Raw genomic sequence first — 26,825 nt, forward strand, 5'->3', positions numbered from 1 at the left:
TTGGTGGCCAGCCTAATGAAATTAATCAAAGGAGCAAGTCATGAATACCAAAACATTGGGCTACGCAACCATGATCGTGTCAGCGGCACTCATGGGCTGTGTTGGGCTTTTTGCAAGAAACATAAATACCAGCGGTGATGTTATCGCTTTCACTCGTATGGCAGTGGGAGCAATCTGTATTTTTGCTCTCATGTATCATCAAGGTAAAACACACCTTATAAAATCCACTAAGCTATCACCCACGGTTATTCTTAGTGGTGCATGTTTGGGGCTATGTTTAGCTGCTTATGTCTCCTCAACGCAATACACAACACTGGCTAATGCCGTATTTCTTATCTACACAGGTCCAGTCTTCTCTACCATCTTAGCGGCTGTTTTTCTTAAAGAAAAAATATCAGCACTCACCGCAAGTTTACTCACTGCGGTATTTATCGGGTGTTTGTTCATTATTGGCATCATTAGTTACGACGCAACCAGCGGTTTAACTATGTCACTGTCTTTTTCTAAAGAGACCTTTATTGGCGATATGCTAGGGTTAGCATCTGGTTTTGGTTACGGTTTGTACCTGTTCTTTAGCCGCTACCGCACCGATGTCAGTTCAGATTCTCGTTCCTTCTTCAACTTTACTTCTGGCGCACTTGCTATCGCTATTTGCTTCATGATCAAGCCACCATCACTCGCTGAAATGGACGCATCTTCGTGGGTATGGTTACTGGCGATGGGCTTCTTTATTGGCTTTGGTGCCCTCACCCTGCTTACCATTGCCGCCAAGCACTTAAAGGCTGCAGAATTGGCTTGTGTGTCTTACCTTGAAACCGTCGTTGGCGCAGGCATTGGTATTGCCATGTTTGGTGAATCACTCACCATGCTACAAACCGTCGGTGGCATCTTGGTGATTGGTGGTGGTATGGGTGAAATTGTCATAAGCATGGCGAAAAAACATGCTTCAATGAAAAACGCGCAAGCTAACGGCTAAGGATAACAACTATGATCACCTCATTTAATTGGGTACTGCTCTTGGTGACGGTGATCATCATGGTTGGACTCGCACTGTTTAGTAACCGCATCATGAAAACACGTAAAGGCGAAGGTGGCTTTTTATTGGCCGCCAACTGCCTCGGCCCTTTCATAGGTGCAGCAACTATTGTCGCAACAGGCTTTTCAGGTTGGGGCTTTATGGGCTCCCCTGGTGTTGCCTACAAATACGGTGCTATTGAATTATTAGGTAACTTTTTCTTCGCGCCAGCCATGGTGTTTGCTGTACTGTTCTGTGCCCGTTTTCTTCACCAGAAAGCGCAAACTATGGGCAGTTTAACCATACCTGAATATATCGCACGTAGTCATCAAGGGCCTGACTCTGTAAAGCGCCTGACGCAAGCTTTCGCTGCTGGTATCACAATACTGCTACTGATGGTCTTTCTAGTCGGACAAATTAAAGCTTTGGGCTTACTGGCAGGTCAGTGGTTAGGGATAGATAACCAAAGTGCTTCACTCTTGATGGTTGGCATCATCATTCTTTACACCTCTATTGGCGGACTTGCTGCTGTCGCTTTTACTGATGCCTTCATGGTCGTAGGCATGTGTGTCTCTGCGTTGATTATTGTTGTAACCATTTTTGCTGACTTATCGCCCAGTGAAATTATTACCGGTTTAAATGCGATAGACCCGCACCTTTTAGCGCCAGACGATTCAGGGCCTTATGGTTCCACCCCATGGCATGTCTTTATGGTTTTACCCTACGCTTTCATTTATAGCGCCACCCTTCCCTATATGTCCGTCCGCTTTATGGCATTAGCCAAAACAACCAAGTTACACCATGTTGCCGCCTACATGACACCAATTGCTTGCTTGCTCAGCCTTGTTCCACTGGCAGGTTTATATACGCGGTTAAAAGTCCCAGGGTTAGAAAACCCCGATCAAGCCATGCCCGTTTTCCTTGCTCAGTTCCTATCACCTGCCGTTTCATCTGTTGTGACGCTCTTTATATTATTTGCCATGAAATCCACGGCAAACTCGGTACTTCATGCAATTGCAGGGTCTGTCTCGCATGATTTGCGCCAAGCTATTTGGCCTCAATGTCGCTTGTCAGATAAAGCGTTGCTAATACTCAATCGGTCTTCAGTGTGGGCGTTAGGCGCGGTAGGTTTTTTTGCTATGGTTTATGCCCCACCATTTATGTTGTCGATGCTCGCAATTTTAGGCTCAGGTACTCTAATGGCTGCACTGGTCGCACCAACTTTATTAGCTCACTTCATTCCCGCTAATATTTACGCAGCGCTATCTTCAATAATTGTAGGTTTTATCACTGGCTTAATTTTCTTTTTACAATTTGATTTAGGTTGGGTTGAAGCCCCACTTTATTCATCGGCTCTTGCCTGCACAACTTACTGGGTAGTAGCAAAAGCATGTAGTTATCAAAATGAAACAATATCAATCTCTAGCCATTAATTAATGGTTGTAATATCACCAAAATAAAACGCTATCATTTCGATAGCGTTTTTTATTATTTATAGCCTTTAATCAAATACTCAACTCGTCATTCAACTGTTGCTTCTGCGAACTGTTTTTGCAATTGCCCTTCGACTGCACGACTACTTTCTATATCTTTTCGCATATCGACATGATTAGAGCGATATTGTCTTGGCGTCATCTGCAATAAACTTTTAAATTTAGAATTAAAATTAGATAGCGATGAAAAACCGACTTCTGATCCTATACGTGCAATTGTCCAGTCAGTAGAAACTAAATAACGAGCGGCTTGGCGAACACGCTGCTCGATTAAATATTGTCGAAAGGTAATACCTAAATTTGCATGGAAAAAGCGCGAAAAGGTACTGTCTGCCATATGCAGCTTTTCAGCCAATACAGTCACCGATATTGATTCAGCTAAATTTTCAGCGATATAGTCTTGCACCATTTGCACACGACTTTCTGTTCGTTTGATATTACTGACCTCAAATGAGTTATCAATTAAATAGCGCCGAGGTGAAAGTTGCGATAGATTTTCTAATAGACTAAGTAAGCTCAACACCTGTGAGAACTCAAATGTATTCTCCATATTGTTAAGTAATGCATGAATTTCATTATTCTGACACCCTTCGAATAATAAGCCCCTTCGAGACTCATCAAGCATATTTTTGATCGTTTTAAACTGTACGCTATCAACAAACGTCTGACCAAGTGCATTTAAGCGAAAATGCAGTACGTCACAATCTGTTGAGCCCGCTTTATGGGTGCTATCTAACGTTAATCTAAAGGGATTAAATGGCGCCAAAAGCACTAATTGACAAGCCCTTAAACGATAGTGAGTATTCGCTAAATGCAGCGTACAGCCAGAGGTTTTCGGCCGGATAAGTATGTAGTCTGCGCCAAAAATCATATGTTCCGTTTCTTCTACTTTTTGTAAATCAAACATCAGGAACTTTGGCGTATTTGCGATAACACGTTGACACATGTTCGTACCTCCTCGTTGTACTCTTCATATTTACTCAATAGATAAATAAACACCAAGACATCGAAACAAGAAATGTGATATTCAACCAAATTATCTGCACCTTGTGATAGATGAGATAATATTTATAAATAATTATTGGAGTAATATTTTGCTCAACAAGGAATTCTTAGTGTTTTCGCCAACTCATAGCTTTAACAAAAAAGGCACATCGTCAACATGTGATTTTTTGTAGTTAGAAGCACCAATATGAATTGTGCATTTAAAGTTGTAATTAAAACTATCGATATATCGGCATAAAAACGTCATTCTTCGGCATCAATTGACTATTATAAGCCCCCGTTTCGCGAGATATTAATGTCATTGAAGAGCAACACTAAATAGCTCATCAACCTAAAAGCTTCACCTAATTGAATACCTTACGGCTTATTTGTTTTATTGATTTCGCTCGGCCTAAAGGACTATTTATCAGCAATCAAAATATAATTTAATTATTATGTTATTGGAGATTTTGCAATGAGTGTTTCCAACGATCTATATCCAAATGCCTCTCAACCTCTAGAAAGAAAAGATTCTGGTGTACCTTATGTTCGCCAAGGCCTTCACGTTGAATCTTACAATGACTTCGATCCACTTCGTCACGTTATTGTAGGTATTGCGGATAACCAACATATTCCAGAAGCTTGCCCAGCAAGTAATGAAAAAATCCCAGCTGATTCGCCAATGCGTGGCAGTAAAGCGGGCCGTCGTACTCAAGAATCTATCGACCGTGCGAATGAATGCCTAAATGGCTTCGCGAAAATATTAGAGACTCGCGGTATAACCGTTGACCGCCCAGGTGCTGTTGACTGGCACGAACGCATTACTACTCCTGATTTCTCTATCAGCTCAGGCTTTGGTGTTATGCCGCCTCGTGATTGCCTATTAACTATGGGTAAAAGCATTCTGATGGCGCCAATGAGCTTCCGTAGCCGTTACTTCGAATATCTAGCATACGTTGATCTACTACGTGAATACTTCGAATCAGACAACGAATGTATGATTGAGCAAGCACCACGTCCTCGCCTATCTGACGATAGCTTCCGTATGGACTATGTTGCTGCTTACGAATACCTTTCTGACGAAGAAACCATGGAGCGTTCACTACGTAAAGAATACAGCACTAAAGAAACAGATATCCTGTTTGATGCGGCTGACGTCATGCGTTTAGGTAAAGATATCTTCGTTCAACACGGCTTAACCACTAACCTTGCTGGTATCCGTTGGATTAAACGTAAATATGAAGCTCAAGGCTACCGTGTTCACACACTAAGCTTTGAAGATAACCACCCTATCCATATTGATGCAACTTTCTGTCCGCTACGTCCAGGGCTGATGCTGCTAAACCCTAACCGTCCGTTATTCAAAGGCCAACGCGAAATCTTTGAGAAAAATGATTGGGAAATCGTTGAAGCAGTTAGTCCTGCATGGGACAACCCACCACCGCTATGTTACTCAAGCACATGGTTATCAATGAACACCTTAATTCTTGACCATAAAACTGTGTGTGTGGAAGCGTCTGAAACAGGACAAATGGAACAATTTGATAAGCTTGGCTTTGAAGTTATTCCTGTTGACCTACGTGATGCTTACGCGTTTGGCGGCGGTCTACACTGTGCAACAGCCGATGTATGGCGTGAAGGTACATGTGAAGATTACTTCGCTAACCAATTCACTGGCGCTCATAGTATTGAGCACTGGGAATACTAGTCGTCATTTACTAGTTAAAACGTGGTGTTAATGGCTTCTTCGGAAGCCATTTTTTATTGGTCGAAGGGGTATATTCAGTGTAACGCAGCTAATCCATCACCAACATAGCCGCACCAAAGACACCAGCACTATCGCCTAAAGTGGGCTTAACAATACGTGTAGCGAGTGTCGGGTTAAATAAATGCGGTAATATCGCCGTTTCTGCCTTTTCGTACAAATAATCAATATTACCCACGCCGCCACCAATCACTATCACCTCAGGATCCAGCACATTGATAATGGATGCGACCGCTAAACCAAACTGCTCGACTAACCTGTTTAAGGTTTGCAATCCAGCAGGTTCTTGCTGTTTCGCGCGTGTAACGATTTCAGGTAGACGACACGCTGTCCCTGAGAGTTGATGATAATACGCTTCTAGCCTCGGCCCTGATAACACGGTTTCAACACACCCTCGCTTACCGCAGTAACAAGCCTCCCCCTGCGGGTCTAATACATTGTGCCCCCACTCACCTGCAATGCCATGACACCCTTGTAATACTTTGCCATTAACCACAACCCCCGCGCCAACACCTGTGCCCATAATAATCCCAAACACAAGTTCCGCCTGTGGATTGATGGTCTGCACAACGCCTAACCGTGATTCCGCCAGCGCAAAGCAATTCGCATCGTTAGCCAGTACCACAGTTACATTAAGTAATTGCTGTAAATCGGCATCTAACGGCTGGCCATTGAGCTCGGTAGAATTACAGTTTTTCATCACCTGCGTATTCGGATCTAACGTCCCAGGGGTTCCAAAGCCAATTTTGTCAGGATAACTGCCAATGCTATCGGCACATCGCAAAACAAGGCGCTGAATTTGCGACAAAATATGTTGATAACCTTGCTCCCGCTCTGTGGCTATCCGCTCTCTTAACACACATTTTCCTGTGACTTTATCGAGGACAGCACACTCTATTTTAGTACCACCAAGATCGATACCCCAGTTGAATTTCTCCATACTATCGCCACCATCTATAACGCTATAGTTCACTGATTTACATAGCATAAGCAACTACGAACAATAAACGAAAAGGGGCGATGAAAATCGTGAACTGACGAATAAACTAAGCAGGCTATTACACCTAAAAAGACACGTGCATACGCTAAAAAAGACAAGAAGTCGCAGTTAGACAAATATCAACCATAATTAGGGATACAACGCGATGCGATAACCTCTATCTCCACAATCGGGTTTTCGCCATAGTGTTTAACTGTCTGCAATAAAGGGGCAATGTTATGTTTCTGAAAGAAATGCGTAGTGGGGATTTAGTCGATGTGGTTGATATGTCGTCACTGGTCAATCCATTTACCCAGCACGTTACTGTGCAATATCAATCAGGAGAAGATCTCGCAGATCCTGTGGCGATTGATAAACAGCAACTGGCATTTCCTTCTGGTGAAGATCTGCCAGAGTGCTGGATAAATGGGTACTACCGTATGAAGCCATAACCCGTTATTTGCTGCGTACGAGCAAATAACTCGAGCTTGGCTTCAAGCTTATACCTATACGAAATAGGTGCTATTTGGCCATTAACCGTTGAGCAATCTGTGTTGTTAACTGATCAACACCTTGTGACAGTGCACTGACTTGTGCATCGTAACCAGATTGCGCCAACGGCACCTGCAGTTGGAACGGGTAAACACCTTGCAATTTACCCTCTTTATCTATCACTAAGTACTCACCACTGAGCGCGGCATTGCCGGTATAACGTCCATTAAACTGGGTAAATTTAACTTGTAACTTGGCTTGCCCTGCCGACGACATGGCAGGGGTTAATTCACTGGGCCAATAACGTTTTTGTTTAGCCCGCAAGTCCGCAGTAATGCGTCGAGTGAGCTGCTGAGCAATACTGTCTGCCCAAGTATTTTGCTGAGCTTGAACAATTTCCGTCTCACTCACTTGGTATACCAACCCCATTCCCGCTAAATGCGCCGCCATTTCGACAGGGCGCACCACCAGCAAAGCTTGGGATTGCCCAAGCGGAGTCGGATTCGCAGCCACCACAGAACTAGACGTGGGTGGCAATAAATAGGTAGCACGCGTCACTTCAGGCTGACTGCTGCACCCACTGAGCAAGGCGATCGCTGTCATTCCACCGACTAACCATGTTTTCATTATTCTTGTCCTTTTGCTACTGGAACAGGATCTTTCGCTTGTTCACTACTAAAGATTAACGCGTTTGGTTTTTCGTTCACTTGTCGTAGTACAGGTTCGAGCTCTGCTAATACATTCTCAAATCGCGCAATCGCTTGTTCTAAATTCTGATACGGTGCAGCATCTGGCCCAAAGCCATTCAGCGTCGTTTGGATCTCTTGCAAGCTCTTACGCACATCCGATGGGATCGCTTGTGTATCTTTTTGCTCAAGGATCTTATTGAGTGAATCCGCCACAGTTTGTGCTGAACGTAAGGTCTTTTGAGACGCAATTAAGCTGTTATTGAGTGAGCCTAATGTTTCTTCTAACGGTAGATCATTAAATTTATCCAACAAGGTCGTGACTTGCTTTTGAATTTCAGCAAAGCCGCCCGCTTGGGTTGGGAAAATATCGTATTGTTCGTAATGCTTGATCGGGTATCTATCCGCATTTTCATACACTTCAGTATCAATAAACAAGGCCCCAGTTAAAAAGCTGCCTGTTTTCAACGTAGCGCGTAAGCCTTTATCAAATTCGTTAAATAAGCTCTTTTTTAGTGCCTGTAGATCGGCAGCACCAATATTTTTATAGACTCGGCCAAGCTCAATACGCACCAATACAGGGATCTGTTTAGTCGAAAAGCCTTGTTCTTTTGAGGGTAAATGCAATGGCACTTTCTTCACCGTACCAATGCGGATACCACGGTATTCAACAGGTGCACCAACATTTAACCCTCGCACAGATTCATCAAACATCATCACGTATTCTAAGTACTGATCGAACACACGCTCTCTTACTTGCTTGAAATTACTGTACAACTTGAACCGTGCTTGTTGTTTAGTGACTTGCTCACCAGGCTCTGCACCTTTAGGAACTCGGAAACTCACGCCACCGGTGATCAGAGACTCTACCGAGCCAATTTTCAAGTTAAAACCTTCCGCAGACATTTGTAAATCGACGCCAGAACTTAGCCAAAATTTAGTATGTTTACGGATCAAGCTATCGTATGGCTGGAAGATAAAAAGCTGATAATTCGCTTTTTTAGTTGCAGGATCAAAGCTGACTTTTTCCACTCGCCCAACCGTGAACCCCTCATATAATACAGGATCGGTAATGCTTAACTTGCCCGCTTCACGGTGTGTTAATACTATGCGAAGCCCCTTTGCATCGGGCGGAGCAACGGGAGGCGTGTCCAGCACAGTGAAATCCAATTTTTCTTTTTCAGCCCGACCAGGTTGAAGTTCTAAATAAGCACCAGAGAGCAAAGTATCTAATCCTGAGATCCCCTCTTTGCCAATGCGCGGCTTCACCACCCAAAACAATGTATCTTCTTTCAACATACGAGCAGCATCTTTGTTCATCTGAGCCGTCGCAGTAATATAGGTGTAATCATCGCTTAGCTTAACGCCAGTGATCACCCCGACTTTTACATTCAAGGATTTTATTTCAGTTTTACCAACTTCGATCCCTTCTGCTGTTTTTAAGGTCAGGGTCACTGTCGGGCCTTTACTCCCGACAAACTGAATTAGCATCCAAATACCAATAGCAACAGCCACTAACGGCACCAACCATATGGTTGAAAACTGTTTCGTTTTTTGTACTTCAGCCTGCGCTGGCTTGTTATCACTCATAGTGTTTGTTCTCATTGACAGGCAATAACACATCATCATTGCCGTTACGTTGAATAGCTGAATTTGAGGTCATTGGTTGTGCTTCATTGGAGCATGATGTTTGAGTCCAGAAGACTCGAGGGTCAAAACTCATTGCTGATAGCATGGTAAACACCACCACGGCCGCAAAGGATAATGCGGCAGGGCCAGGGAATATCGCCATCAAATTTTGCAGCTGTACTAAAGCCACCAAAATAGCGACCACGAAAATATCAATCATGGACCAACGGCCAATAAATTCCGTCATTCGATAGATCTTTAAGCTTTGAATCGCTTGCTGGGCTGAGCTTTGATTACCGCGCTTAGCATGAACAAACAGCCACACTAGCGCCATCATTTTTGCTAGAGGGATAATCACACTGGCAAAAAAGATCACAAATGCGATGGGGTAAGAACCTAGCTTCCATAGCAATACCACCCCACCCATGATCGTCGAACCCTCGGTTTGCCCTAAACTTACGGTATACATCATAGGGTATAAATTCGCGGGAATATAAAACACCATAGAGGTCAGCAATAATGCCCACGCCCGCTGTAAACTCGCCGTCGGATCATAAGGGTGTAATCGACTACCACAGCGATAACACTTGGTGTGCTTATGCACCACAGCCACATCTAGCGGCGGATTCAGTTGGGCGCAAACATGGCAACTCTCATGATTCCCCGAGATATGGCTGTCTCCTTCCTTCACACCTGCCAAAGCCTGTAAAGGGTCAATGTGGTGCCACAACCATGTGCGATCCACCATAGAGACAAACTTAACCACTAAACCGGTATAAATACAAAATGCCCAAAATGACATGCCTAAACCCACATCGGCCAAGGAAGCAATTTTAATTAAACTCACCAAAACGCCAATCAGGAAAACATCGACCATCAACCAAGGTTCAATATGGGAAAGCATTCTAGCTATGCGTTTAACCGTTTTTTTATTCGTTTTAGCGTATTTGCCTTGCTGAATATGGCGAGCCTGACGGTATAAGTACATCACCATCACAATAAAGCAACCCGGCAATACAATAACCGTCAGTAATAGCAAAAGAGCCAATAAGCTGTTTTCAAAATGCTGGAGCATTTGAGCGGCATGTAACAAGGTAATGTTCTGATTCAAACCCTGTACGCTAAACGACATAAATGGAAAACTAACGCTAAGCGCTAACATGACTAAGGTCGCGATGCCAAAAGCCATGGGCCGTTGAAACGGCTGATGTATCTGTTTCACCACACCATGATGACAACGTGGGCATGATGCTTTATCGCCTTCGTGAAGCTCGGGCACAGACATAACAAGTCCACACTCTTCACAAGCGAGTTTGGCCTCTGTCGAAAAACGATACGTCATGACTTAACCTATATGATAAATAAGTGATCTTATTATAGAAAAGATTTGTTCAGTATATTTGTAGCAATTTGTGATAGTCATAATTGCTTCTGCAATTACGACCTCAGATGAGTCAACGCAGTACACAAGCTATTGTGGCCTATCGCTCAATTTCGCAAAATGTATCAGCTAATAGATAAATCACCTATCAAAATAACGCATTCTTGACCAAAACTCGCCTTATCAGAATACAAGCTACGCTTGCAAAAAAACACCTTTCAATTAAAATCATTTACATAGCATTTGCTTGCTTTATATGTTTTATAAAAACACAAAGCGAACAACATAACAGGGATAGTATGAATAAAATAACCTTAGCGCTTTGCCTCAGTTTCATTTTAACGGGCTGCAATACGACATCAAGTGATCCAAATACCTTTACTTCGCAATGCCGTTATTCAGAGCTGCTGGGCGATCCGCCGTTAACTTTTACCGTCACAAGTGTAAATGAAGCAAGACTTGATGGTGTTATTTGCTCAGGTTCACTCAATGCATTTGAGAATATGCTAGAACATTTTCCTTCCGTGAATACCTTTAAGATAAAAACGATTCCAGGTAGTGCCGATGATGAAACAAACTTAGCGTTATCAACTGTCATTCATGCAAATGGCATTACAACGCATATCATGTCAGGTGGTATGGTTGCCAGCGGTGGCACTGACCTATTTTTGGCTGGTGTAGAAAGAACAGCTGAAGACAGCACACCACAAATAGGTGTTCATAGCTGGTCTTCATCCGATGGGCGTAATGGTAATACAATCCCACGCGATGACGAAGAGCATCAGAGTTACTTAGACTATTACCAAACAATAAACATCAATCCTGACTTTTATTGGTACACCCTAGATGCAGCGCCCGCAGATAACATGCATTGGATGACAGTAGAAGAAATGAAGTATTTCCATGTACTAACAAAGTAAAACCAACCAACTATTGATTTAAGCCGTTCTACACGCATAAAAAAACCACCGCATAAAAGCAGTGGTTTTTAATCATGAACCATGAACGAGCAAACAGTTTAGTAGGCTCGATACTAAGCGCTTAGATACCTGCGCGTTTTAGCAGGCCCGCCATTAATGGTGAACTTGCTTTCACCATTTTAGACTTGTTCTTAAACTCACGTGCAAGTGAAACATCATTCATTTCATTTGCAATGTGAATCATTGCTTTGTACATATCACTAGGATTCTTAATACGATTAGAATCGTTCAGCGGGCTAATGATTTTAACGACATCATTACCGGTTTTATTGTTCGCGTTCGCGTAGTTAAGTACTGAATCAAGTAGCTTATCAAGATCGATAGAAAACTCAGAACTTTCCACACCTTGTTTCTTCATTTCTTTCAGGTTTCTTTTACGTACCTGACTGATAATGAATGCTGGCTTATTAATTTTTTTATAGCCAAAGAAACCAGCTAGGACAAGTAGAGCAACACCGCCTGCTACATACCCCCAAATTGAACCTGAAGACTCCGCTACGGGTTGGATTGCTTCAGCTGCACTAACTACAGATACTGGTACATCAGACATATTCGTAACCTTATTACTTCTATAAATGCTTTCACTGGCCACAGTATGCACTCAATGCGCCAATAACCATGCGATTAATCAATTTTTACGTTAAATTGAGTGACGAGCTTCAAGGTTTGGCTGTTCGCTCGTATTTATTGCTGCATAAAACCCCAGAAACATAGACCTGCTTGCCGACAAACAAAATCACCCAATTATCTGCACCTTTTAAATCGGAGTTAAAGAATGATCTAACATTCGATCTCCTGCATCCCCTTCATCACGCCGTTCTGATTGACACCCAAGCTGATTACGCCAAAGTGCGCGTAGATGCATAAAATTTGAACATTTTTTAATCTTGACTAGTGTTGACTATGATCTCACTGACTCATTCAAAGGAGTGAATATGAAGCACTACGCGATTGCGTTGCTAACAACCGTCATTGCTTTTCATAGCTACGCGGTTGATCCCAAGCCCGCAACACAAGCCACCATAGATGCCAACCAAACCGTTTTAAATACCCTACCCTTTAAAGATAAAAAAGACTTCGACGATGCACAACGCGGCCTTATTGCCAAGCAAGATACTGTGACAATAAAGAACGAAAAAGGTGATGTTGTTTGGGATTTGGAAGCCTATAAAAAATTTATCACCCTTGAAAACCCCGCTCCTGACAGCGTAAACCCGAGCCTGTGGCGTAACGCCCAGCTCAATATGGTTAATGGCTTATTTGAAGTGACCGATGGGATCTATCAAGTTCGCGGCTATGATCTCAGCAATATTACCTTCATCAAAGGTAAAACAGGTTGGATTGTTTTTGACCCACTCATTTCGCAAGAAACCGCTAAGGCCGCATTAGATTTCATTAACAGTGAGCTTGGTGAGCGACCAGTGGTAGCGGTTGTGTACAGCCATAGCCATATTGACCATTTTGGCGGTGTACGCGGTATTGTTAACGAACAAGATGTCATCGATGGCAAAGTCACCATTATTGCTTCTCATGGCTTTACTGAACATGCGGTATCAGAAAATGTTATTGCAGGTAATGCGATGGGACGCCGTGCGATTTATATGTATGGTGCTCTACTCCCTCGCGATGAATTCAGTGGTGTGAATGGTGGCTTAGGCCAAACCACCTCAACCGGCCTTGCGACCCTGATCAAACCAACCGATATTATTGAAAAAACGGGCGATGAACGTACTGTCGATGGCATTAAGATGGTCTTCCAATACACACCAGGATCAGAAGCGCCTACAGAAATAAACACTTGGTTCCCCGACAAAAAAGCCCTGTGGATGGCAGAAAATAGCACCAATACCATGCATAACATTCTCACCCTTCGTGGCGCCCAGGTACGTGATGCACTGAAATGGTCTGGTTACCTCCAAGAGACCATAGAAACATGGGGTGATGAAGTAGAAGTGAAGTTCCAAAGTCACCACTGGCCATTGTGGGGACAAGCCGATATTGTCGACTACTTCAAAAAACAACGTGACATGTACAAGTACACCCACGATCAAACCGTGCGCTTGATGAACCAAGGGTATATCGGTTCTGAAATTTCAGAAATTATTCATTTCCCTGATGCATTAGATAAAAACTGGAGTACCCGTGGCTACTACGGTACGTTGCGCCATAACAGCCGCGCTGTGTACCAACGCTACATGGGTTGGTATTCAGGTAATCCATCCGACCTTAATAACCTGCCACCAGCCGATGCCGCCCAAAAATACGTTGAGTATATGGGTGGTGAAGATGCTGCGATTAGCAAAGCCAAAGCCGACTTTGATAAAGGAGAATACCGCTGGGTTGCTGAAGTGATGAAGCACGTTGTGTTTGCTAACCCCGACAGTAAAAACGGCAAAATGCTACTTGCAGACACATATGAGCAGTTAGGCTACCAAGCCGAATCAGGCCCTTGGCGTTCAGTCTATCTACAAGGTGCCTATGAACTGCGCAATGGCACACCGAGTGCGGGAGGCACTACCACAGCCTCGCCAGATATCATCAAAAATATGCCACCAGAGATGTTATTTGATTATCTCGCAGTACGTATTCTGCCAGAAAAAGCCGCGGGTAAAGACTTCGCTATCAACATCGATTTCACCGATTTAGACCAACAATATACGCTGTATGTTGAGAACTCAGTCCTCAACCACACGAAGAAGCTAACAGATAAGCCTGACGTCAGCTTAACCCTAACGAAAGCCGCTCTCGACGATGTGCAACTGGGTAATATTACATTAGAGAAAGCCATTGCTGATGGCGATATAAAAGTCAAAGGCAACGAACAAGTCTTTAAAGACTTTGTTGGCATGCTAGATACCTTTAATTTCTGGTTTAATATCGTGACACCATAAGGCTTGTTCTATCTTAAAAATCATACACATGGAGTGTACATGAAAGTATCAACACTATTATTGATACTCTCATTATTAGGAGCAAGCTCAGCCGCTTGGGCTTGCTCTTACGATGGGCAATTCAATAACCCTTTTGCAGAAAGCTATCCTGGTTCACTAAGCATTGCGTTAGCAACACAGCGTGCAATTAGCCAGCAACAAATAACACAAACCGATAAGCTTGAAGGCCAACAAGGGCTTCGACGTGCAAGTTGGTGGCTACAGCTTTTTGTTAAACAAATTACATTATTACCCAATGAGGTACATATATACCTTGTCGATAGCCAATTATGGTCAAAATACCAAGTGGGGACCCCCCTAAAAATTCACTCAGATCCACCGCCTAATGGTGAGGTCGTATTGATGTTAAGTGAGTCAGCGTTAGACAATTTAGTATCAAAGAACATTTCTATTACACAAGCAATGAGGATGGGGCTAGTTAATACCAATGAAAGCGCAAGTAAGATGATTAACATTGGTATTTAATTTCACATCAGCGCTAAAACTTTATTTAAAGATAAATTAAGTTGTTTAGAGTTCAAAGTATGACTTACGTCGGCATTTTTAGCTAAATAAAAGACAGAACCAACAATAATGAGACCTGCATCGCAGATCCCAAATCTGTTTTTGGAAATTTGCTGTAAAACAGATGAACCAATAAGGTGATGCAAGTCTAAATATTTCAAATAAACACACACAAACCTATAGTTATTTGTGATGAGTAGCATAAATACCATTTATCTTAATTTTTAATATTAAAAAACTTTCGTATTCTAATTCCAGATTTGAAATTTAATTTCTTTATTTGTTAGGAATGGAATCATGTTGAAACGAAGTCTTCTTTCTTGCGTTGTTCTGACGAGCTTAACGGCTTGTTCGTCTATGTCGCCGGAGCAATCAACAGTTAATCAACTGGCTGAAAACCTTGATATAAACTACACAGTGATTACTAATCAAGGCGCTGATGACGGCCTTGCTTGTAAAGAACTTCAAGCCGAATGGGCATCATGTAACAAAGTGAACATGACGCTAACGAATACGGGTGAAGCGGTTAATTCAACAGATTGGACAATCTACTTTCACAGCATCCGCTTAATTCTAGATGTTGAGAATGATCAATTTAAAATTACTCGCGTAACGGGTGATTTACATAAACTAGAACCGACAGATAAATTTGATGGTTTTACGGCAGGCGAAGAAGTGGTGATCCCTTTGGTCGCTGAATACTGGCAACTCTTTGAAACTGACTTTATGCCCGGTGCTTTCGTCACAGCCCCAGGTGCAGAAGTACGTAATATTATCTCGTTAGATACGCAAGATACGGGTGAATACGTCGATGAAATTATCGGTGTTCAGTTAAAACGTACCCTTGCTGATAATAACATCGTCGCCACAGCCAATACTCGTTTCGAAAAAAATGCTGACGTGACAGCCGTTGATGCCACAACCCATATTATTCCAACACCTTTAAAAACCACACTAACCTATAAGAAAGTTAATTTAGCAAACGGGATCTCTATTACTGCCAGCGGTATTGATGCAGACCAAGTTGCAGCGTTAAACCAGCGTGCTGAATTATTAGGGCTAGACACCGCTGGCGAGTACCCAGTATCGGTAACAGTCAATAAGCATCAATTTAAAGACGGTGTATCAGGTGCATACAAACTTGATATTACTCAAGGTAAAACAACCGTTGTTGCTTTTGATGAAGCAGGGGCATTCTACGGCGTTCAATCGTTACTTGCGCTCGTCAACTTGGATAACTCAGAAATTCCAACCCTGAATATTCAAGATGCTCCACGTTTTGAATACCGTGGCGTCATGGTTGATGTGGCACGTAACTTCCACTCGAAAGCCGCTATTTTAGCGACTGTGGACCAAATGGCCGCTTACAAGCTAAACAAATTACACCTCCACCTAACAGATGATGAAGGTTGGCGTATAGAAATCCCTGGCCTTCCTGAACTAACCGATATTGGTGGCAAGCGCTGCTTTGATGAATCAGAAACAAGCTGCTTATTGCCTCAATTAGGCTCTGGCGCTGATTCAAATAACTTTGGGTCTGGTTTCTTCACAACAGAAGACTATGTTGAAATTCTAACATACGCCAAAAACCGTAATATCGAAGTGATCCCTGAAATAGATATGCCCGCTCACTCACGTGCAGCAGTAATGTCGATGGAAGCGCGTTACGCTCGTCTTGCAGCTGAAGGCAAAATGGAAGCAGCGAACCAATACCGCCTGATGGATCCAAAAGACCAATCAAACGTGACAACGGTTCAGTTCTACAACAAACAAAGTTTCATCAACCCGTGTCTAGATTCATCTGCAACCTTTGTCGATAAAGTGATCACTGAAGTAGCGGCAATGCACAAAGCTGCTGGTGTACCGCTATCAACATGGCACTTCGGTGGCGATGAAGCGAAAAACATCAAACTTCATGCGGGTTTCCAAGATATCAACGATAAAGAAAAAATCGCATGGAAAGGTGATTTAGACCTGTCGAAACAAGATTTCCCATTTGCCAAATCCCCACAATGTCAGTCGCTTATCGCAAGCGGTGAAGTGGCAGATTTCGAGCACTTGCCAAGTCACTTTGCCGAGCAAGTCTCTAAAATTGTTGCAGATAAAGGCATCCCACACTTCCAAGCGTGGCAAGATGGCCTGAAACACTCGAAAAATGCAGATGCATTTGCAACAGAGTCAGTGCGTGCTAACTTCTGGGATACGCTGTACTGGGGCGGCGGTGCGTCAGCTTATGAGTGGGCAGATAAAGGCTATGACGTCGTAATCTCTAACCCAGATTACGTTTACATGGACTTCCCATACGAAGTCGATGCAAAAGAGCGTGGCTACTACTGGGCAACGCGTGCAACCGATACCCGTAAAATGTTTGGTTTCGCGCCAGAAAATCTACCTCAAAATGCGGAAACATCAGTAGATCGTGACGGTAACGGCTTTGAAAGTGCAGGTACAGTCACCCCGAAGAAACCTTTCTATGGCCTATCTGCTCAACTTTGGTCTGAAACAGTCCGTACTGATGAGCAATACGAGTACATGGTGTTCCCGCGTGTAATAGCTGCTGCTGAGCGTGCATGGCATGAGGCATCTTGGGAAAATGCATACAAAGCAGGTGTTAAATACTCACAAGCAACTAACCGAGTAAACAAACAAGCGCAACTTACTGATTGGACGAAATTTGCGAACACTATGGGCCAACGTGAACTCGCAAAACTTGAAAGAGCAGGCATAGATTACCGTTTACCTATCCCAGGTGCTGAGATTAACAATGGTCAATTAAGCATGAACGTATCTTTCCCAGGTGTAACGCTAGAGTATTCTGTCGATGGCGGTAAAACATGGGCTAAATACGACAATAGCAACAAGCCAACCGTCGCGGGTGAGGTTCAAATTCGTTCCGCATCTTTCACAGGCGAACGTGTTAGTCGAGTAACAAACGTTAAATAATTAACGTATAAACAAGCATTCAATAAGCAAACGGCACTTCTTCAGAGGTGCCGTCTTTTTTCTAATTCCCTGATTCACATAAAAACCCCACCCAAGCTCCTAATTGGATGTGATACTGCGCCCTTGCTATCATTTTTGTGAGTATATTAACATTAAGTGTTAACCGTGATCTCAGTTTGACTTTCCTGCAATTGCCCACTCATTTCAACTTCTATATAGTGCCCTCGCCCATATTTCCGCGGATACTCCTTCAAGCAGTGGCAGTTAACGCTTCCTGGCTATCCATTTTGCAGATAATTATAAAAAGGTATCAACATGACGTTCTCCAAGCCTCTTATCGCGATGTCTATCACATTGGCACTTACAGGCTGCTCGCTTAGTCCTGCACCATCAGATGATGCTTTCACTCTAACCGTTGCTCATATCAACGACACGCATTCTAATTTCGATCCAGTTAAATCAAGTTTTAAAGCAAACGATACACTGGTTTACAATGAGTTCGGTGGCTACCCTCGCCTTCAAACAATGGCCGAAGAGTACAAACAAGCAGCCACTGAAAAAGATGAAAGTTTCTTGTTCTTACATGGTGGTGATGCATGGCAAGGCAGCGCATACTTCAAATTAAACGAAGGTGCGATGAACGCAGAACTACTAAGCCGTATGGGCCTAGATGCAATGGCGCTAGGTAACCACGAATTTGATCTTAATAACGCAAAGCTGAATCAGTTTATTAGCGATATTAACTTCCCAGTTCTAGCAGCTAACGTAGATATCAGCAAAGACCCAGATCTTAAAGGTCAAACTAACCTAAAACCTTTTGTAGTATTCGCTTTTGATGGTAACGATAAGGTTGAAGTAAAAGATCTAACTAACCTACCAACAGACAAAGATTTAGTGGCTGTATTTGGTATCGCGCTTGACGACATGCCAAACCTATCGCCAAACACTGGTAAAGTTGAATTCCACAACATGGTGGAGTCATCACAAGCAACGGTTGATATGCTAAAAGCAAAAGGCATCAACAATATCGTCGCGGTTACGCACATTGGTAACGCGGTTGATCTAGATGTTGCATCAAAAGTAAATGGCATTGACCTGATTGTTGGTGGTCACTCACACACCCTTCTAGGCGACTTTACTAACATTGGCCACGACCATACAGGCACTTACGCACAAATGGTGACTAACCCGAACGGTACGAGCCAAACATGTGTTGTTCAAGCGGGCCAATACGCGCAAGCAATAGGTCAACTTGAAGTAAGCTTTGACAAGCAAGGTGACGTGACCTCGTGTGCTGGCTTGAATACCCTGCTAAGTAACGACGAATACTACCACTCGCCAATGCGTGAAGCTGAGAGTAAATTTAACGCGGCTGACAATGCAAAAGTTGTCGATTTCATCGAAGGTGAAGACAACATCACTATCACCGATGAAGAAGCCTCTATGCGCTCGCTGATCGATACCAAATACAAGCCAGCTGTTGATAAAGCTTACGGTAAAGTGATTGCACAAGTACCAGAAGAAATTAACCACGAACGCCGTCCTGGTGACAAAGGCACAGACCAGCATGGTTCAGATGTTGCGGTGTTAATTGCAGCAGGCCAATACTACTGGGCTAACACACCAGAAGTAAAAGCTGTAACAGGTATGGACGTTGATTTCGCACTAATTGGTGCTGGTGGTATCCGTACGAACATTGAAGCCGGTGAGTACCGTGAAGGTAACGTTGCCCTTGAGATGCTGCCATTCTCTAACTTTATGTCAGTACTACCCGTTAAAGGTAAAGACATTAAAGCATTAATTGAAGGCACTATCACAGCAACCCTTCCAGCAGGTGCGCACGCTGGTAAATTCCCATACGGTGGCCACATTCGTTACCAATTCACTGAAACGCAAGCGAACCAAAGCGGTAAGCTAGATTTCGTTGAAGTCATGACAGGTACAGCAAGTAACCCAACATGGACGCCATTACAAGACAACAAAACCTACAACATTGCAGTGAACAACTACAATGCAACAGGTAACGATGGCTGGACTCCACTGTTTAAAGCACAACAGAAAAACTCTGGTCGTGTTGACCTTGCCTATGTCGATGGCAAGCTAACGGGCTTTAAAGTGAAGAATATTGAAGAAGTGAACGGTAAATACAAAGTTCGCTACGAAGATAAAGCGCCGAACTGTAAAGCTGCCAATACCCGCTGTAATACTGATGCACAAGCAATGATCGATTACATCGCTAATGAGATGCCAGTGATCACGCCGCAAAGCTATGAAGTAGTTACATTCAAACGCGCAATGTAATTTCTGAGTAAGCCATTATATATATTAAGGGTCTAGTGATAGGCCCTTTTTACATTAAATTAAACGCAGTATCCTTGTGCGTTAATTTGAGTTTGATAGCGTTCAGTTACCGTTACGTTCTGTCCCACGGTGCGCTCAGGTAATACGGTTCAGCTTAACGTTGATTTTAGTTTACTCGTTATTTAAACGTTCAATTTCATCAAATAACGCTTGATCCCATTCAAATTCCATATTGAACTTACCTGCAGGTTCCAGTGTGAACTTGGCTCTATTCCATTTACTAAAGTTATTTTCTATTGTCATTTGATATAAGCGATGAAAATCGCTAATGATACGCCTATCAAATTTGCGAAATTTAAAAGATGTAAACGCATTGTCTTTATTTTTAAAACCACCTCCCATCTCTAGAGCATCCTTACCATAGTATTCAACATCAATATGTGATGTTATCCAGTCCTTTGACTTGATGTTTTCAAGCATATTTCCAGCTATGCTTAAATAGATTTCATCAAAACTCATAGTAACTTACCTTCAGGTTTATTTTCAAATGGGACAAATTTCTCTACACCATCTATTTCATAAAATACATCAAAAGCACTCGGACTTTTACTATCACCATCATAAATGGCATTGCTTTCAACTTCTACTTTTTTAGGTGGGTCGCCTTTTAAGGCTTTAGTCCATTTATTTCCATACGCTTCCATGCGCCTTTATTTAAATTGCCATCCATTGCCGCATAGTTTATTTGCTCACCCGGCCCTTTAAAGATAAAAGCTATTAAGACCCTATTTTCATCGTCGATTAAACCATCTTTAATACCGCGATATTTACCCGCTTTATATGTCACATTCCTTTTAACTAACGACCTCGGGTTAACCACCATCCCGATCGCAGCTAAGTTACTACCAAGTCCTTCCCAGTTACGGCACTCCCAATTAGCGACTGTCTTGGCCTTCAGCTCTTGCGCTGCATCCAATGCGTCGTTGATTCTGGTATTGGTTCTATCAACTGCATGGGTGGTAAACCAAGCGGGCGAGTCACAATATCAATAGGATAGTACGCAGCATCAACTACTGTATAGAGTGTATCCCATGCGACGGCAAGCGGATCTTGGTGGATGAAGCGACCAGTGATTGGATCGTAATAACGGAAGCGGTTGTAGTGCAGACCTGACTCGTCATCAAAATACTGTCCTTGGTAGCGCAGCGTTTTTTGATTTTTTCTATCGTGATACCAGCAAAGCCAAAGGTACAGTAATTGGCTTTAACTAAAAGCTTTTCTCATGAGCGCTTTGTGATCGAGTACCTCTATTTGACCAAACTGGGCCAAAATAGAGAGATGTACAAAAATATTAACCTTGCTAAGGTTTGCTAGCTCACTTTTGCCACCAACAATTAAACTGGGCGCAAAGCCAAACATTTCATCGCGACCTAGTGCGCCATGTTTTTTAATACAAGTATTAAATAAAGGCTTACCTGACTCACTGGTTATGTCGTGTTCGTCTACATCACTAAAGCCAAAAAAACATTTAATTGAAAAGTCATTATCAGGTATGTCGGTATGCTCTAGCCATTCATCTAGGATGGCTTCATAGTCTGCTGGGTTAACTATCCCAAATAGCCCCTGCTTAAAACTACAAAAAACATATGCTTGCCAATATTCAAGTAGCCTATCAGGTAATTTACCTTAAATTGTTCAATTATTGTGGGCGAGCAAGGCTCGCTGGTGTGATTGCAGTTGATTTAGCGCGTCGTAGCTAAAATACAGGCGGCCATGGCTATCAAAATCACACTGTTGGGTAATACCATTCGATTAGTAGCGCTCAAACTCTTACCCTTGCTTGCATCTTTGCATCTTTGCATCTTTGCATCTTTGCATCTTTGCATCTTGAGTATATCGGCACTATTGAGTTTGATAGCGCTCAGGTGGTACGCTCAGCTTATCGTTGATTTTTGTTTACTCGTTATTTAAACGTTCAATTTCATCAAATAATGCTTGATCCCATTCAAATTCCATATTGAACTTACCTGTAGGTTCCAGTGTGAACTTGGCTCGATTCCATTTATTTCCTGAATTTTCAGTAGTGATAGAATGAAGCTCTTTAAAAAGTTTAAATAAGTTATAACCGCCCTCTAAGTCAAATCCCTGCCCATTGGCATTAATATATGTCACATTTAATTCAGCTGCATCTTCTAGAAACTCGGCATCAATTTTACATTCTTTCCATTTTTCATTTAGCTGGCTGGTTAAATGTTCAGCTATCCCCATGTATATTTCGTCAATCGTTATCAATTACTTATCCTCCAACTTGATTTAATAGTGTAACCGCTTTCTTTTACCAGATATAAAATATGTGGGACTGATTGCAACTTCTCTAAAAAGTACTCAAAATCTTCATCAAGTTTAAATTCAGTTGTCATATTATTAGCTACTTATTCAAAGTTTGGCTTTAGTTTCTCTCTCATATCAAACATAGTCGCTGGTGTGATTGCCCAGCGAGTTGCATCATCAAACTCAAAATCTATTTTAAAACGCTTAGTTTCATTTTCCATTTGAAACAATAACTGTATGAATTTATGACCGCACTGTTTAAATATATCTTCACGCAATGCCATTAAGGTATCCCCTAACAACAATCGCTCTCCATCAATATCTGCTGTTGCAGGTATCACTTTTTGACCATTATATAAAAAACCTGAATTTGAAATGTGCCCCTCTCCAAATTCAAATACAAATGCACAGCATTCCCACTCATAATCATTTACATCTTCAGTTCTTAAAAAAAGCTGCGCTATATTCATTAAATCATCGTTTGCAATATTCATTTTATCCCCTAAATTTTTTTATGTTTTTCTTACTTACTCGTTCCCTTGTTTTGGGGCAAATACTTCATATGTACTAAATATATCAGTCGGTCTGAACCAATTGGCTCTAACTCAACTTTTAACCTAACGTCATACCCTTCTGCTGTCCAATCTGCCCCCTTCCTTGATTATCTGCCTTAGCTATTGACGTGATTTTCTTGTCGCTGTATTGGCCTTCATAAGGCGATTTACATCATCATAGTGGAACTAAATGCTGTCTCGTGTCCCGCTTGCAGACACGACAACATAGTCGTCACACGCCCTCCAATATCTCGCTGGCCAGTGTTCGGAGCGTTGCAAAGGAAGCGGTTGGAAGACCTGACTCGTCATCAAAATACTGCACTTGGTAGCGAAGGGGATTTTTGATTTTTTCTATCGTGATATCAGCAAAGCCAAAAGTACGGTAATTGGCTTTAAATAAAAGCTTTTCTCATGAGTGCTTTGTGATCAAGTACCTCTATTTGACCGAACTGCGCTAAAATAGAGAGATGTACAAAAATATTAACTTTGCTAAGGTTTGCTAGCTCACTTTCACCACCAACAATTAAACTGGGCGCAAAGCCAAACATTTCATCGCTACCTAGTGCGCCATGTTTTTTAATACAAGCATTAAATAAAGGCTTGCCTGACTCACTGGTTATGTCGTGGCTGTCTACGCGAGCAAAACCAAAAAATCTTTCAATGGCAATATGATGTTGCTTACGCGGCTTGCCATCCTTCTCAATGATCCAGCCATTGGCGACAGTTATTTCATACTTATAGCCTGTTTCTTCCCCCCATAGAAACAGATCGCCAAAAGCATTTCGAGCAATAACATGGTAAATGTCGTTATCAGGTATGTCGGTGTGCTCTAGCCATTCATCTAGAATATCTTCATACTCTGCAGGATTAACTATCCAGAATAACCCCTGCTTAAAACCACAAAAACCATATGCTTGCCAATATTCAAGTAGCCTATCAGGTAATTTATCTTTGAATTGGTCAATTATTGTTGGCGAGCAAGGGATACTGGTAAAAGGCTCGCCAAACTTTTCTAAAAAGTACTCGAAATCTTCATCAAGTTTAAATTCAGTTATCATGTCATTAGCTACTTATTCAAAGTTTGGCTTTAGCTTCTCTCTCATATCAAACATAGTCGTCACATGCCTACAATATCTTGCTGCATACAAACATTTCTGTCGTTTTTTAGAGTGCGATTAACTCTCCGCTGTCATCATATTAAATCATGAGGAATGGCTGGGGATGAGAATGATGCCGATAATGGGATTGAGAGCAAATTAATAACCAGTGCAAATTCAAAACACCAGTAGCCAATATAATAATCGGTATATTCAAATTCGCAGTCACATTCATCACTTGCGTACCAATCTGCTTCATCCAAATTCTCATACCATTGGCTCACAAAGGTATTTAGCAGCTCGTGCTGCTCATCAAAGCTTGCTTTCCATGCATCGCTTAATGGTTGATAAACCTCTGGGTAATAAAGATTAGCAGAAACGGCCCTATCCTTATCGCCGAGGGCAATGGCGATATTATCCAGCAGGGTATCTTTACCTTGTTCACCTATGATGGCTAATGCTGATTTTATATGTGTTGCTTCTACATCACAGGCAACGAGCAGAGATAGCCACCATAAAACATACACGTAGCGGTTGATATTAGCAGAGCCGCACGCGTCCCCTACTTCACCGAGTTGCTCAAAATCATCACGGTAAAATTGATGTTGTGATGGAAGTTGGTCTGCAATGGCACTCAGTTGTTGGCGATAAGATAAAATGGCTTCAACATACGGGGTTAATGCTTTAATGCTTGTGCCATGAGAATAATGCGCGACCGCACGCATGATAGAAAGCTGATATAACCGTTGCGCGATATCAACACGACTCGTGGGTGTTTTAAAATTACCCGCGTCGAGTGCATCTTGGGTTTCTTGCAGCGCTTCATCAAAATCAACAACTAAATGGCTGAAATAATCAGCGGGTCTACGGGTATCACGGAGTGTCATTATTGCTCCTTGCTATTGCTGCTATTTATTACTTTGCCAATGCACTAAATCTTTCGGGTAATACTCATGGTCGATAAAACTGCTGTCATCTATGTCATATAACCTTACAATTAAAGCCGATTCCCAGCACCAATAGCCGATATAGGCATCGGTATCCATTAAGTGATAATCTGGCGACTCGATTAACTTGTACCAGGCATTTAAATAGGCGAGCATCAGTTTAGGACGTTGCTCTGGCTCTGCTTCAATCACCGTATAGAGCTTTTTAAAACGTTTTTTAAACAACAGAGTATCGCTGACTTTACGTGAACTATCCCCCATTTCAACCGCGATTTTATCAAATAAGGCATCAAGCCCTTGGTTTGCCATTAAGTCGAATACCTGCTGATAATAGTCTGGCCCCATCTCTAGGCAATAAGCAAAGGCAAGCCAGTCTAACCAGTTCTCTAAATAATCTTCGCGAATTTCTTCCCAGCCAATACGGTTTTTTTGCTCTTTTCGGGGCAGGGCATCAGCGTAATGCTTTTGCCAGCCTCGGTACTCCAGTGCAGTTTCTAAATGCGCCTTAAACTCTACGAGATCGTCGCCGCGTGAGTATTTTTGGTGTAATAAATACGTTATATCGCTAACCGTTCTAAAAGATCCTAACATTTTTACTTCTAACGATTCTGAATCATCATTTTTTATATCATCAATATCTTCTTCTATGCACTCAAGCCTAAAATCAACTCTGTCGTCAAAATAAGCCTTATCTTTTAATTTATCTCGTAACATTTGCGACTCCTAAAAACCTACTGCTTTACCGATAATGTTGGCATTTTTATCTAATGTTTTGACCACTAAAGTACCATCTGGTTTATTACGAATAATTAATTTTTCTACTGTATTATTACCTTTCTTTAAACTTCTTAAAATTTTACGTCTATCCCTTTCATTCATCCCTGCTTTTTCAAGACGTTTCTCAGTCACCCAATCATTACTCATCTGCTTTCCCGTTTTGGTCTTACCTAAGCGAGCGGTATTGTATTTCGCTTCGATGATCACAAAATCTGGCGGTGGGTTCGGATGGGCGTAAATACCATCGATGCCTGTGGCTCCTGGCTTATATTTCCCATCTGTATTTCCGAGTGGTTTATAGCCTTTTTCTTCCATTAACGCATGGGCATTATACTCACCTGCTGCGGCTTTTTTATGGGGCATTGATTTAAATTCAGTGAAATCATTTGGTACTTTTCTTCGAGCCGCCTGTTTCACTGACTGCGCAGCAATAGTTTTTTTACTGTATGCCGGTGTCACATTCCCTTTAACTAACGACCTCGGATTAACCACCATCCCAATCGCCGCTAAGTTACTACCAAGTCCTTCCCAGTTACGGCACTCCCAATTAGCGACTGTGTTTGCCTTCAGCTCTTGCGCTGCATCCAATGCGTCGTTGATTCTTGCATTAGTTCTATCTACCGCATGGGTGGTAAAACCAAGTGGGCGAGTCACAATATCAATAGGATAATAGGCCGCATCAACTAGCGTATAAAGTGTATCCCATGCAACGCCAGTATGATCTTGGTGGATGAAGCGACCAGTGATTGGATCGTAATAACGGAAGCGGTTGTAGTGCAGACCTGACTCGTCATCAAAATACTGCACTTGGTAGCGAAGGGGATTTTTGATTTTTTCTATCGTGATATCAGCAAAGCCAAAAGTACGGTAATTGGCTTTAAATAAAAGCTTTTCTCATGAGTGCTTTGTGATCAAGTACCTCTATTTGACCGAACTGCGCTAAAATAGAGAGATGTACAAAAATATTAACTTTGCTAAGGTTTGCTAGCTCACTTTCACCACCAACAATTAAACTG

The 26,825-nt window shown here is 42.3% G+C and carries 23 protein-coding genes and 2 pseudogenes; 9 read left to right on the forward strand and 16 right to left on the reverse strand.

Going from position 1 to position 26,825, the window contains the following annotated elements:
* The first annotated feature begins 40 nt into the window (after positions 1-40).
* Together L4C35_RS07580 and L4C35_RS07585 are read left to right on the forward strand one after the other, a co-directional pair.
* Positions 41-976: a DMT family transporter gene (locus L4C35_RS07580; protein ID WP_428462312.1), complete on the forward strand. Its 936-nt coding sequence runs from the start codon at positions 41-43 to the stop codon at positions 974-976.
* A gap of 11 nt (positions 977-987) precedes the next feature.
* Positions 988-2,448: a sodium:solute symporter family protein gene (locus L4C35_RS07585; RefSeq protein WP_428462313.1), complete on the forward strand. Its 1,461-nt coding sequence runs from the start codon at positions 988-990 to the stop codon at positions 2,446-2,448.
* An 88-nt stretch (positions 2,449-2,536) separates the two neighbouring features.
* Here L4C35_RS07585 and L4C35_RS07590 read toward each other — a convergent pair whose 3' ends face one another.
* A complete protein-coding gene (locus tag L4C35_RS07590) occupies positions 2,537-3,415 on the reverse strand; it encodes a helix-turn-helix domain-containing protein (RefSeq protein WP_428462314.1) in 879 nt (292 codons plus the stop codon).
* A 552-nt stretch (positions 3,416-3,967) separates the two neighbouring features.
* On the opposite strand from L4C35_RS07590, the gene L4C35_RS07595 reads away from it, so the two are divergent.
* Positions 3,968-5,200 (forward strand): serine/threonine protein kinase, encoded by a 1,233-nt coding sequence (locus tag L4C35_RS07595; protein ID WP_428462315.1) that lies wholly within the window; start codon positions 3,968-3,970, stop codon positions 5,198-5,200.
* Positions 5,201-5,288: 88 nt separating this feature from the next.
* On the opposite strand, the gene L4C35_RS07600 is transcribed toward L4C35_RS07595, so the two are convergent.
* Positions 5,289-6,197 carry an ROK family protein gene (locus L4C35_RS07600; protein ID WP_428462316.1) on the reverse strand — a complete coding sequence of 303 codons (909 nt, stop codon included), beginning with the start codon at positions 6,195-6,197 and terminating at the stop codon, positions 5,289-5,291.
* Between the two features lie 278 nt (positions 6,198-6,475).
* Here L4C35_RS07600 and L4C35_RS07605 point away from each other — a divergent pair, with 278 nt between their 5' ends.
* Positions 6,476-6,688: an acetyltransferase gene (locus L4C35_RS07605; RefSeq protein WP_428462317.1), complete on the forward strand. Its 213-nt coding sequence runs from the start codon at positions 6,476-6,478 to the stop codon at positions 6,686-6,688.
* 70 nt (positions 6,689-6,758) lie between these two features.
* Here L4C35_RS07605 and L4C35_RS07610 read toward each other — a convergent pair whose 3' ends face one another.
* Genes L4C35_RS07610 through L4C35_RS07620 form a run of 3 tightly spaced genes read right to left on the reverse strand, consistent with a single transcriptional unit; the run spans position 6,759 to position 10,385 of the window.
* Positions 6,759-7,355: a PqiC family protein gene (locus L4C35_RS07610; protein ID WP_428462318.1), complete on the reverse strand. Its 597-nt coding sequence runs from the start codon at positions 7,353-7,355 to the stop codon at positions 6,759-6,761.
* Complete coding sequence (gene pqiB, locus L4C35_RS07615) at positions 7,355-9,004, reverse strand: intermembrane transport protein PqiB (RefSeq protein ID WP_428462319.1); 1,650 nt, start codon at positions 9,002-9,004, stop codon at positions 7,355-7,357. The genes L4C35_RS07610 and pqiB overlap by 1 nt, the downstream gene beginning before the upstream one ends.
* Positions 8,997-10,385: a PqiA/YebS family transporter subunit gene (locus L4C35_RS07620; protein ID WP_428462320.1), complete on the reverse strand. Its 1,389-nt coding sequence runs from the start codon at positions 10,383-10,385 to the stop codon at positions 8,997-8,999. Before L4C35_RS07620 ends, pqiB begins: the two co-directional genes overlap by 8 nt.
* A gap of 338 nt (positions 10,386-10,723) precedes the next feature.
* On the opposite strand from L4C35_RS07620, the gene L4C35_RS07625 reads away from it, so the two are divergent.
* Positions 10,724-11,344 carry an alpha/beta hydrolase gene (locus L4C35_RS07625; RefSeq protein WP_428462321.1) on the forward strand — a complete coding sequence of 207 codons (621 nt, stop codon included), beginning with the start codon at positions 10,724-10,726 and terminating at the stop codon, positions 11,342-11,344.
* Between the two features lie 121 nt (positions 11,345-11,465).
* On the opposite strand, the gene L4C35_RS07630 is transcribed toward L4C35_RS07625, so the two are convergent.
* On the reverse strand, positions 11,466-11,954 hold the full coding sequence (locus L4C35_RS07630) for a hypothetical protein (RefSeq protein WP_094958293.1): 489 nt from the start codon (positions 11,952-11,954) through the stop codon (positions 11,466-11,468).
* Positions 11,955-12,339: 385 nt separating this feature from the next.
* Here L4C35_RS07630 and L4C35_RS07635 point away from each other — a divergent pair, with 385 nt between their 5' ends.
* The 4 genes from L4C35_RS07635 (at position 12,340) to L4C35_RS07650 (ending at position 20,103) form a co-directional block, all read left to right on the forward strand.
* Positions 12,340-14,295, forward strand: coding sequence for an alkyl/aryl-sulfatase (locus L4C35_RS07635; protein ID WP_428462322.1), 1,956 nt, complete (start codon positions 12,340-12,342; stop codon positions 14,293-14,295).
* Positions 14,296-14,334: 39 nt separating this feature from the next.
* Complete coding sequence (locus L4C35_RS07640; protein WP_428462323.1) at positions 14,335-14,820, forward strand: hypothetical protein; 486 nt, start codon at positions 14,335-14,337, stop codon at positions 14,818-14,820.
* Positions 14,821-15,156: 336 nt separating this feature from the next.
* Positions 15,157-17,802 carry a beta-N-acetylhexosaminidase gene (locus tag L4C35_RS07645; protein ID WP_428462324.1) on the forward strand — a complete coding sequence of 882 codons (2,646 nt, stop codon included), beginning with the start codon at positions 15,157-15,159 and terminating at the stop codon, positions 17,800-17,802.
* Between the two features lie 315 nt (positions 17,803-18,117).
* Positions 18,118-20,103: a bifunctional metallophosphatase/5'-nucleotidase gene (locus L4C35_RS07650; RefSeq protein WP_428462325.1), complete on the forward strand. Its 1,986-nt coding sequence runs from the start codon at positions 18,118-18,120 to the stop codon at positions 20,101-20,103.
* Between the two features lie 171 nt (positions 20,104-20,274).
* On the opposite strand, the gene L4C35_RS07655 is transcribed toward L4C35_RS07650, so the two are convergent.
* From L4C35_RS07655 to L4C35_RS07700, 10 genes and pseudogenes are all read right to left on the reverse strand, one after another.
* On the reverse strand, positions 20,275-20,622 hold the full coding sequence (locus L4C35_RS07655) for an immunity protein YezG family protein (protein WP_428462326.1): 348 nt from the start codon (positions 20,620-20,622) through the stop codon (positions 20,275-20,277).
* Positions 20,619-20,986, reverse strand: a pseudogene (locus L4C35_RS07660) (DNA/RNA non-specific endonuclease). The gene L4C35_RS07655 and the pseudogene L4C35_RS07660 overlap by 4 nt, the downstream one beginning before the upstream one ends.
* 71 nt (positions 20,987-21,057) lie before the next feature.
* On the reverse strand, positions 21,058-21,357 hold the full coding sequence (locus L4C35_RS07665) for an RHS repeat-associated core domain-containing protein (RefSeq protein WP_428462347.1): 300 nt from the start codon (positions 21,355-21,357) through the stop codon (positions 21,058-21,060).
* A gap of 9 nt (positions 21,358-21,366) precedes the next feature.
* Positions 21,367-21,714 carry a T6SS immunity protein Tdi1 domain-containing protein gene (locus L4C35_RS07670; protein WP_428462348.1) on the reverse strand — a complete coding sequence of 116 codons (348 nt, stop codon included), beginning with the start codon at positions 21,712-21,714 and terminating at the stop codon, positions 21,367-21,369.
* A 345-nt stretch (positions 21,715-22,059) separates the two neighbouring features.
* On the reverse strand, positions 22,060-22,395 hold the full coding sequence (locus L4C35_RS07675; protein WP_428462327.1) for an immunity protein YezG family protein: 336 nt from the start codon (positions 22,393-22,395) through the stop codon (positions 22,060-22,062).
* A gap of 140 nt (positions 22,396-22,535) precedes the next feature.
* Entirely contained in the window at positions 22,536-22,928 is a 393-nt protein-coding gene (locus tag L4C35_RS07680) for a hypothetical protein (RefSeq protein ID WP_428462328.1), read from the reverse strand.
* Between the two features lie 452 nt (positions 22,929-23,380).
* Positions 23,381-24,046 carry a GAD-like domain-containing protein gene (locus L4C35_RS07685; RefSeq protein WP_428462329.1) on the reverse strand — a complete coding sequence of 222 codons (666 nt, stop codon included), beginning with the start codon at positions 24,044-24,046 and terminating at the stop codon, positions 23,381-23,383.
* A 134-nt stretch (positions 24,047-24,180) separates the two neighbouring features.
* Positions 24,181-24,972 (reverse strand): PoNe immunity protein domain-containing protein, encoded by a 792-nt coding sequence (locus L4C35_RS07690; protein ID WP_428462330.1) that lies wholly within the window; start codon positions 24,970-24,972, stop codon positions 24,181-24,183.
* 21 nt (positions 24,973-24,993) lie between these two features.
* Positions 24,994-25,746, reverse strand: coding sequence for a PoNe immunity protein domain-containing protein (locus L4C35_RS07695; protein ID WP_428462331.1), 753 nt, complete (start codon positions 25,744-25,746; stop codon positions 24,994-24,996).
* Positions 25,747-25,755: 9 nt separating this feature from the next.
* Positions 25,756-26,667: pseudogene (locus tag L4C35_RS07700) on the reverse strand (RHS repeat-associated core domain-containing protein); the annotation flags it as partial.
* Positions 26,668-26,825 lie beyond the last annotated feature (158 nt).

The organism is Photobacterium kagoshimensis, from assembly GCF_050337045.1.
Lineage (GTDB): Bacteria > Pseudomonadota > Gammaproteobacteria > Enterobacterales > Vibrionaceae > Photobacterium > Photobacterium kagoshimensis.

Bases quoted from the DNA above. Each gene is read 5' to 3' on its own strand.
- pqiB (WP_428462319.1), bottom strand. From the start codon at position 9,004: ATGAGTGATAACAAGCCAGCGCAGGCTGAAGTACAAAAAACGAAACAG.
- L4C35_RS07585 (WP_428462313.1), top strand. From the start codon at position 988: ATGATCACCTCATTTAATTGGGTACTGCTCTTGGTGACGGTGATCATC.
- L4C35_RS07630 (WP_094958293.1), bottom strand. From the start codon at position 11,954: ATGTCTGATGTACCAGTATCTGTAGTTAGTGCAGCTGAAGCAATCCAA.
- L4C35_RS07680 (WP_428462328.1), bottom strand. From the start codon at position 22,928: ATGAATATTGCAAACGATGATTTAATGAATATAGCGCAGCTTTTTTTA.
- L4C35_RS07685 (WP_428462329.1), bottom strand. From the start codon at position 24,046: ATGATAACTGAATTTAAACTTGATGAAGATTTCGAGTACTTTTTAGAA.
- L4C35_RS07635 (WP_428462322.1), top strand. From the start codon at position 12,340: ATGAAGCACTACGCGATTGCGTTGCTAACAACCGTCATTGCTTTTCAT.
- L4C35_RS07695 (WP_428462331.1), bottom strand. From the start codon at position 25,746: ATGTTACGAGATAAATTAAAAGATAAGGCTTATTTTGACGACAGAGTT.
- L4C35_RS07645 (WP_428462324.1), top strand. From the start codon at position 15,157: ATGTTGAAACGAAGTCTTCTTTCTTGCGTTGTTCTGACGAGCTTAACG.
- L4C35_RS07600 (WP_428462316.1), bottom strand. From the start codon at position 6,197: ATGGAGAAATTCAACTGGGGTATCGATCTTGGTGGTACTAAAATAGAG.
- L4C35_RS07655 (WP_428462326.1), bottom strand. From the start codon at position 20,622: ATGAGTTTTGATGAAATCTATTTAAGCATAGCTGGAAATATGCTTGAA.
- L4C35_RS07690 (WP_428462330.1), bottom strand. From the start codon at position 24,972: ATGACACTCCGTGATACCCGTAGACCCGCTGATTATTTCAGCCATTTA.
- L4C35_RS07650 (WP_428462325.1), top strand. From the start codon at position 18,118: ATGACGTTCTCCAAGCCTCTTATCGCGATGTCTATCACATTGGCACTT.
- L4C35_RS07625 (WP_428462321.1), top strand. From the start codon at position 10,724: ATGAATAAAATAACCTTAGCGCTTTGCCTCAGTTTCATTTTAACGGGC.
- L4C35_RS07610 (WP_428462318.1), bottom strand. From the start codon at position 7,355: ATGAAAACATGGTTAGTCGGTGGAATGACAGCGATCGCCTTGCTCAGT.
- L4C35_RS07605 (WP_428462317.1), top strand. From the start codon at position 6,476: ATGTTTCTGAAAGAAATGCGTAGTGGGGATTTAGTCGATGTGGTTGAT.
- L4C35_RS07620 (WP_428462320.1), bottom strand. From the start codon at position 10,385: ATGACGTATCGTTTTTCGACAGAGGCCAAACTCGCTTGTGAAGAGTGT.
- L4C35_RS07580 (WP_428462312.1), top strand. From the start codon at position 41: ATGAATACCAAAACATTGGGCTACGCAACCATGATCGTGTCAGCGGCA.
- L4C35_RS07595 (WP_428462315.1), top strand. From the start codon at position 3,968: ATGAGTGTTTCCAACGATCTATATCCAAATGCCTCTCAACCTCTAGAA.
- L4C35_RS07590 (WP_428462314.1), bottom strand. From the start codon at position 3,415: ATGTTTGATTTACAAAAAGTAGAAGAAACGGAACATATGATTTTTGGC.
- L4C35_RS07640 (WP_428462323.1), top strand. From the start codon at position 14,335: ATGAAAGTATCAACACTATTATTGATACTCTCATTATTAGGAGCAAGC.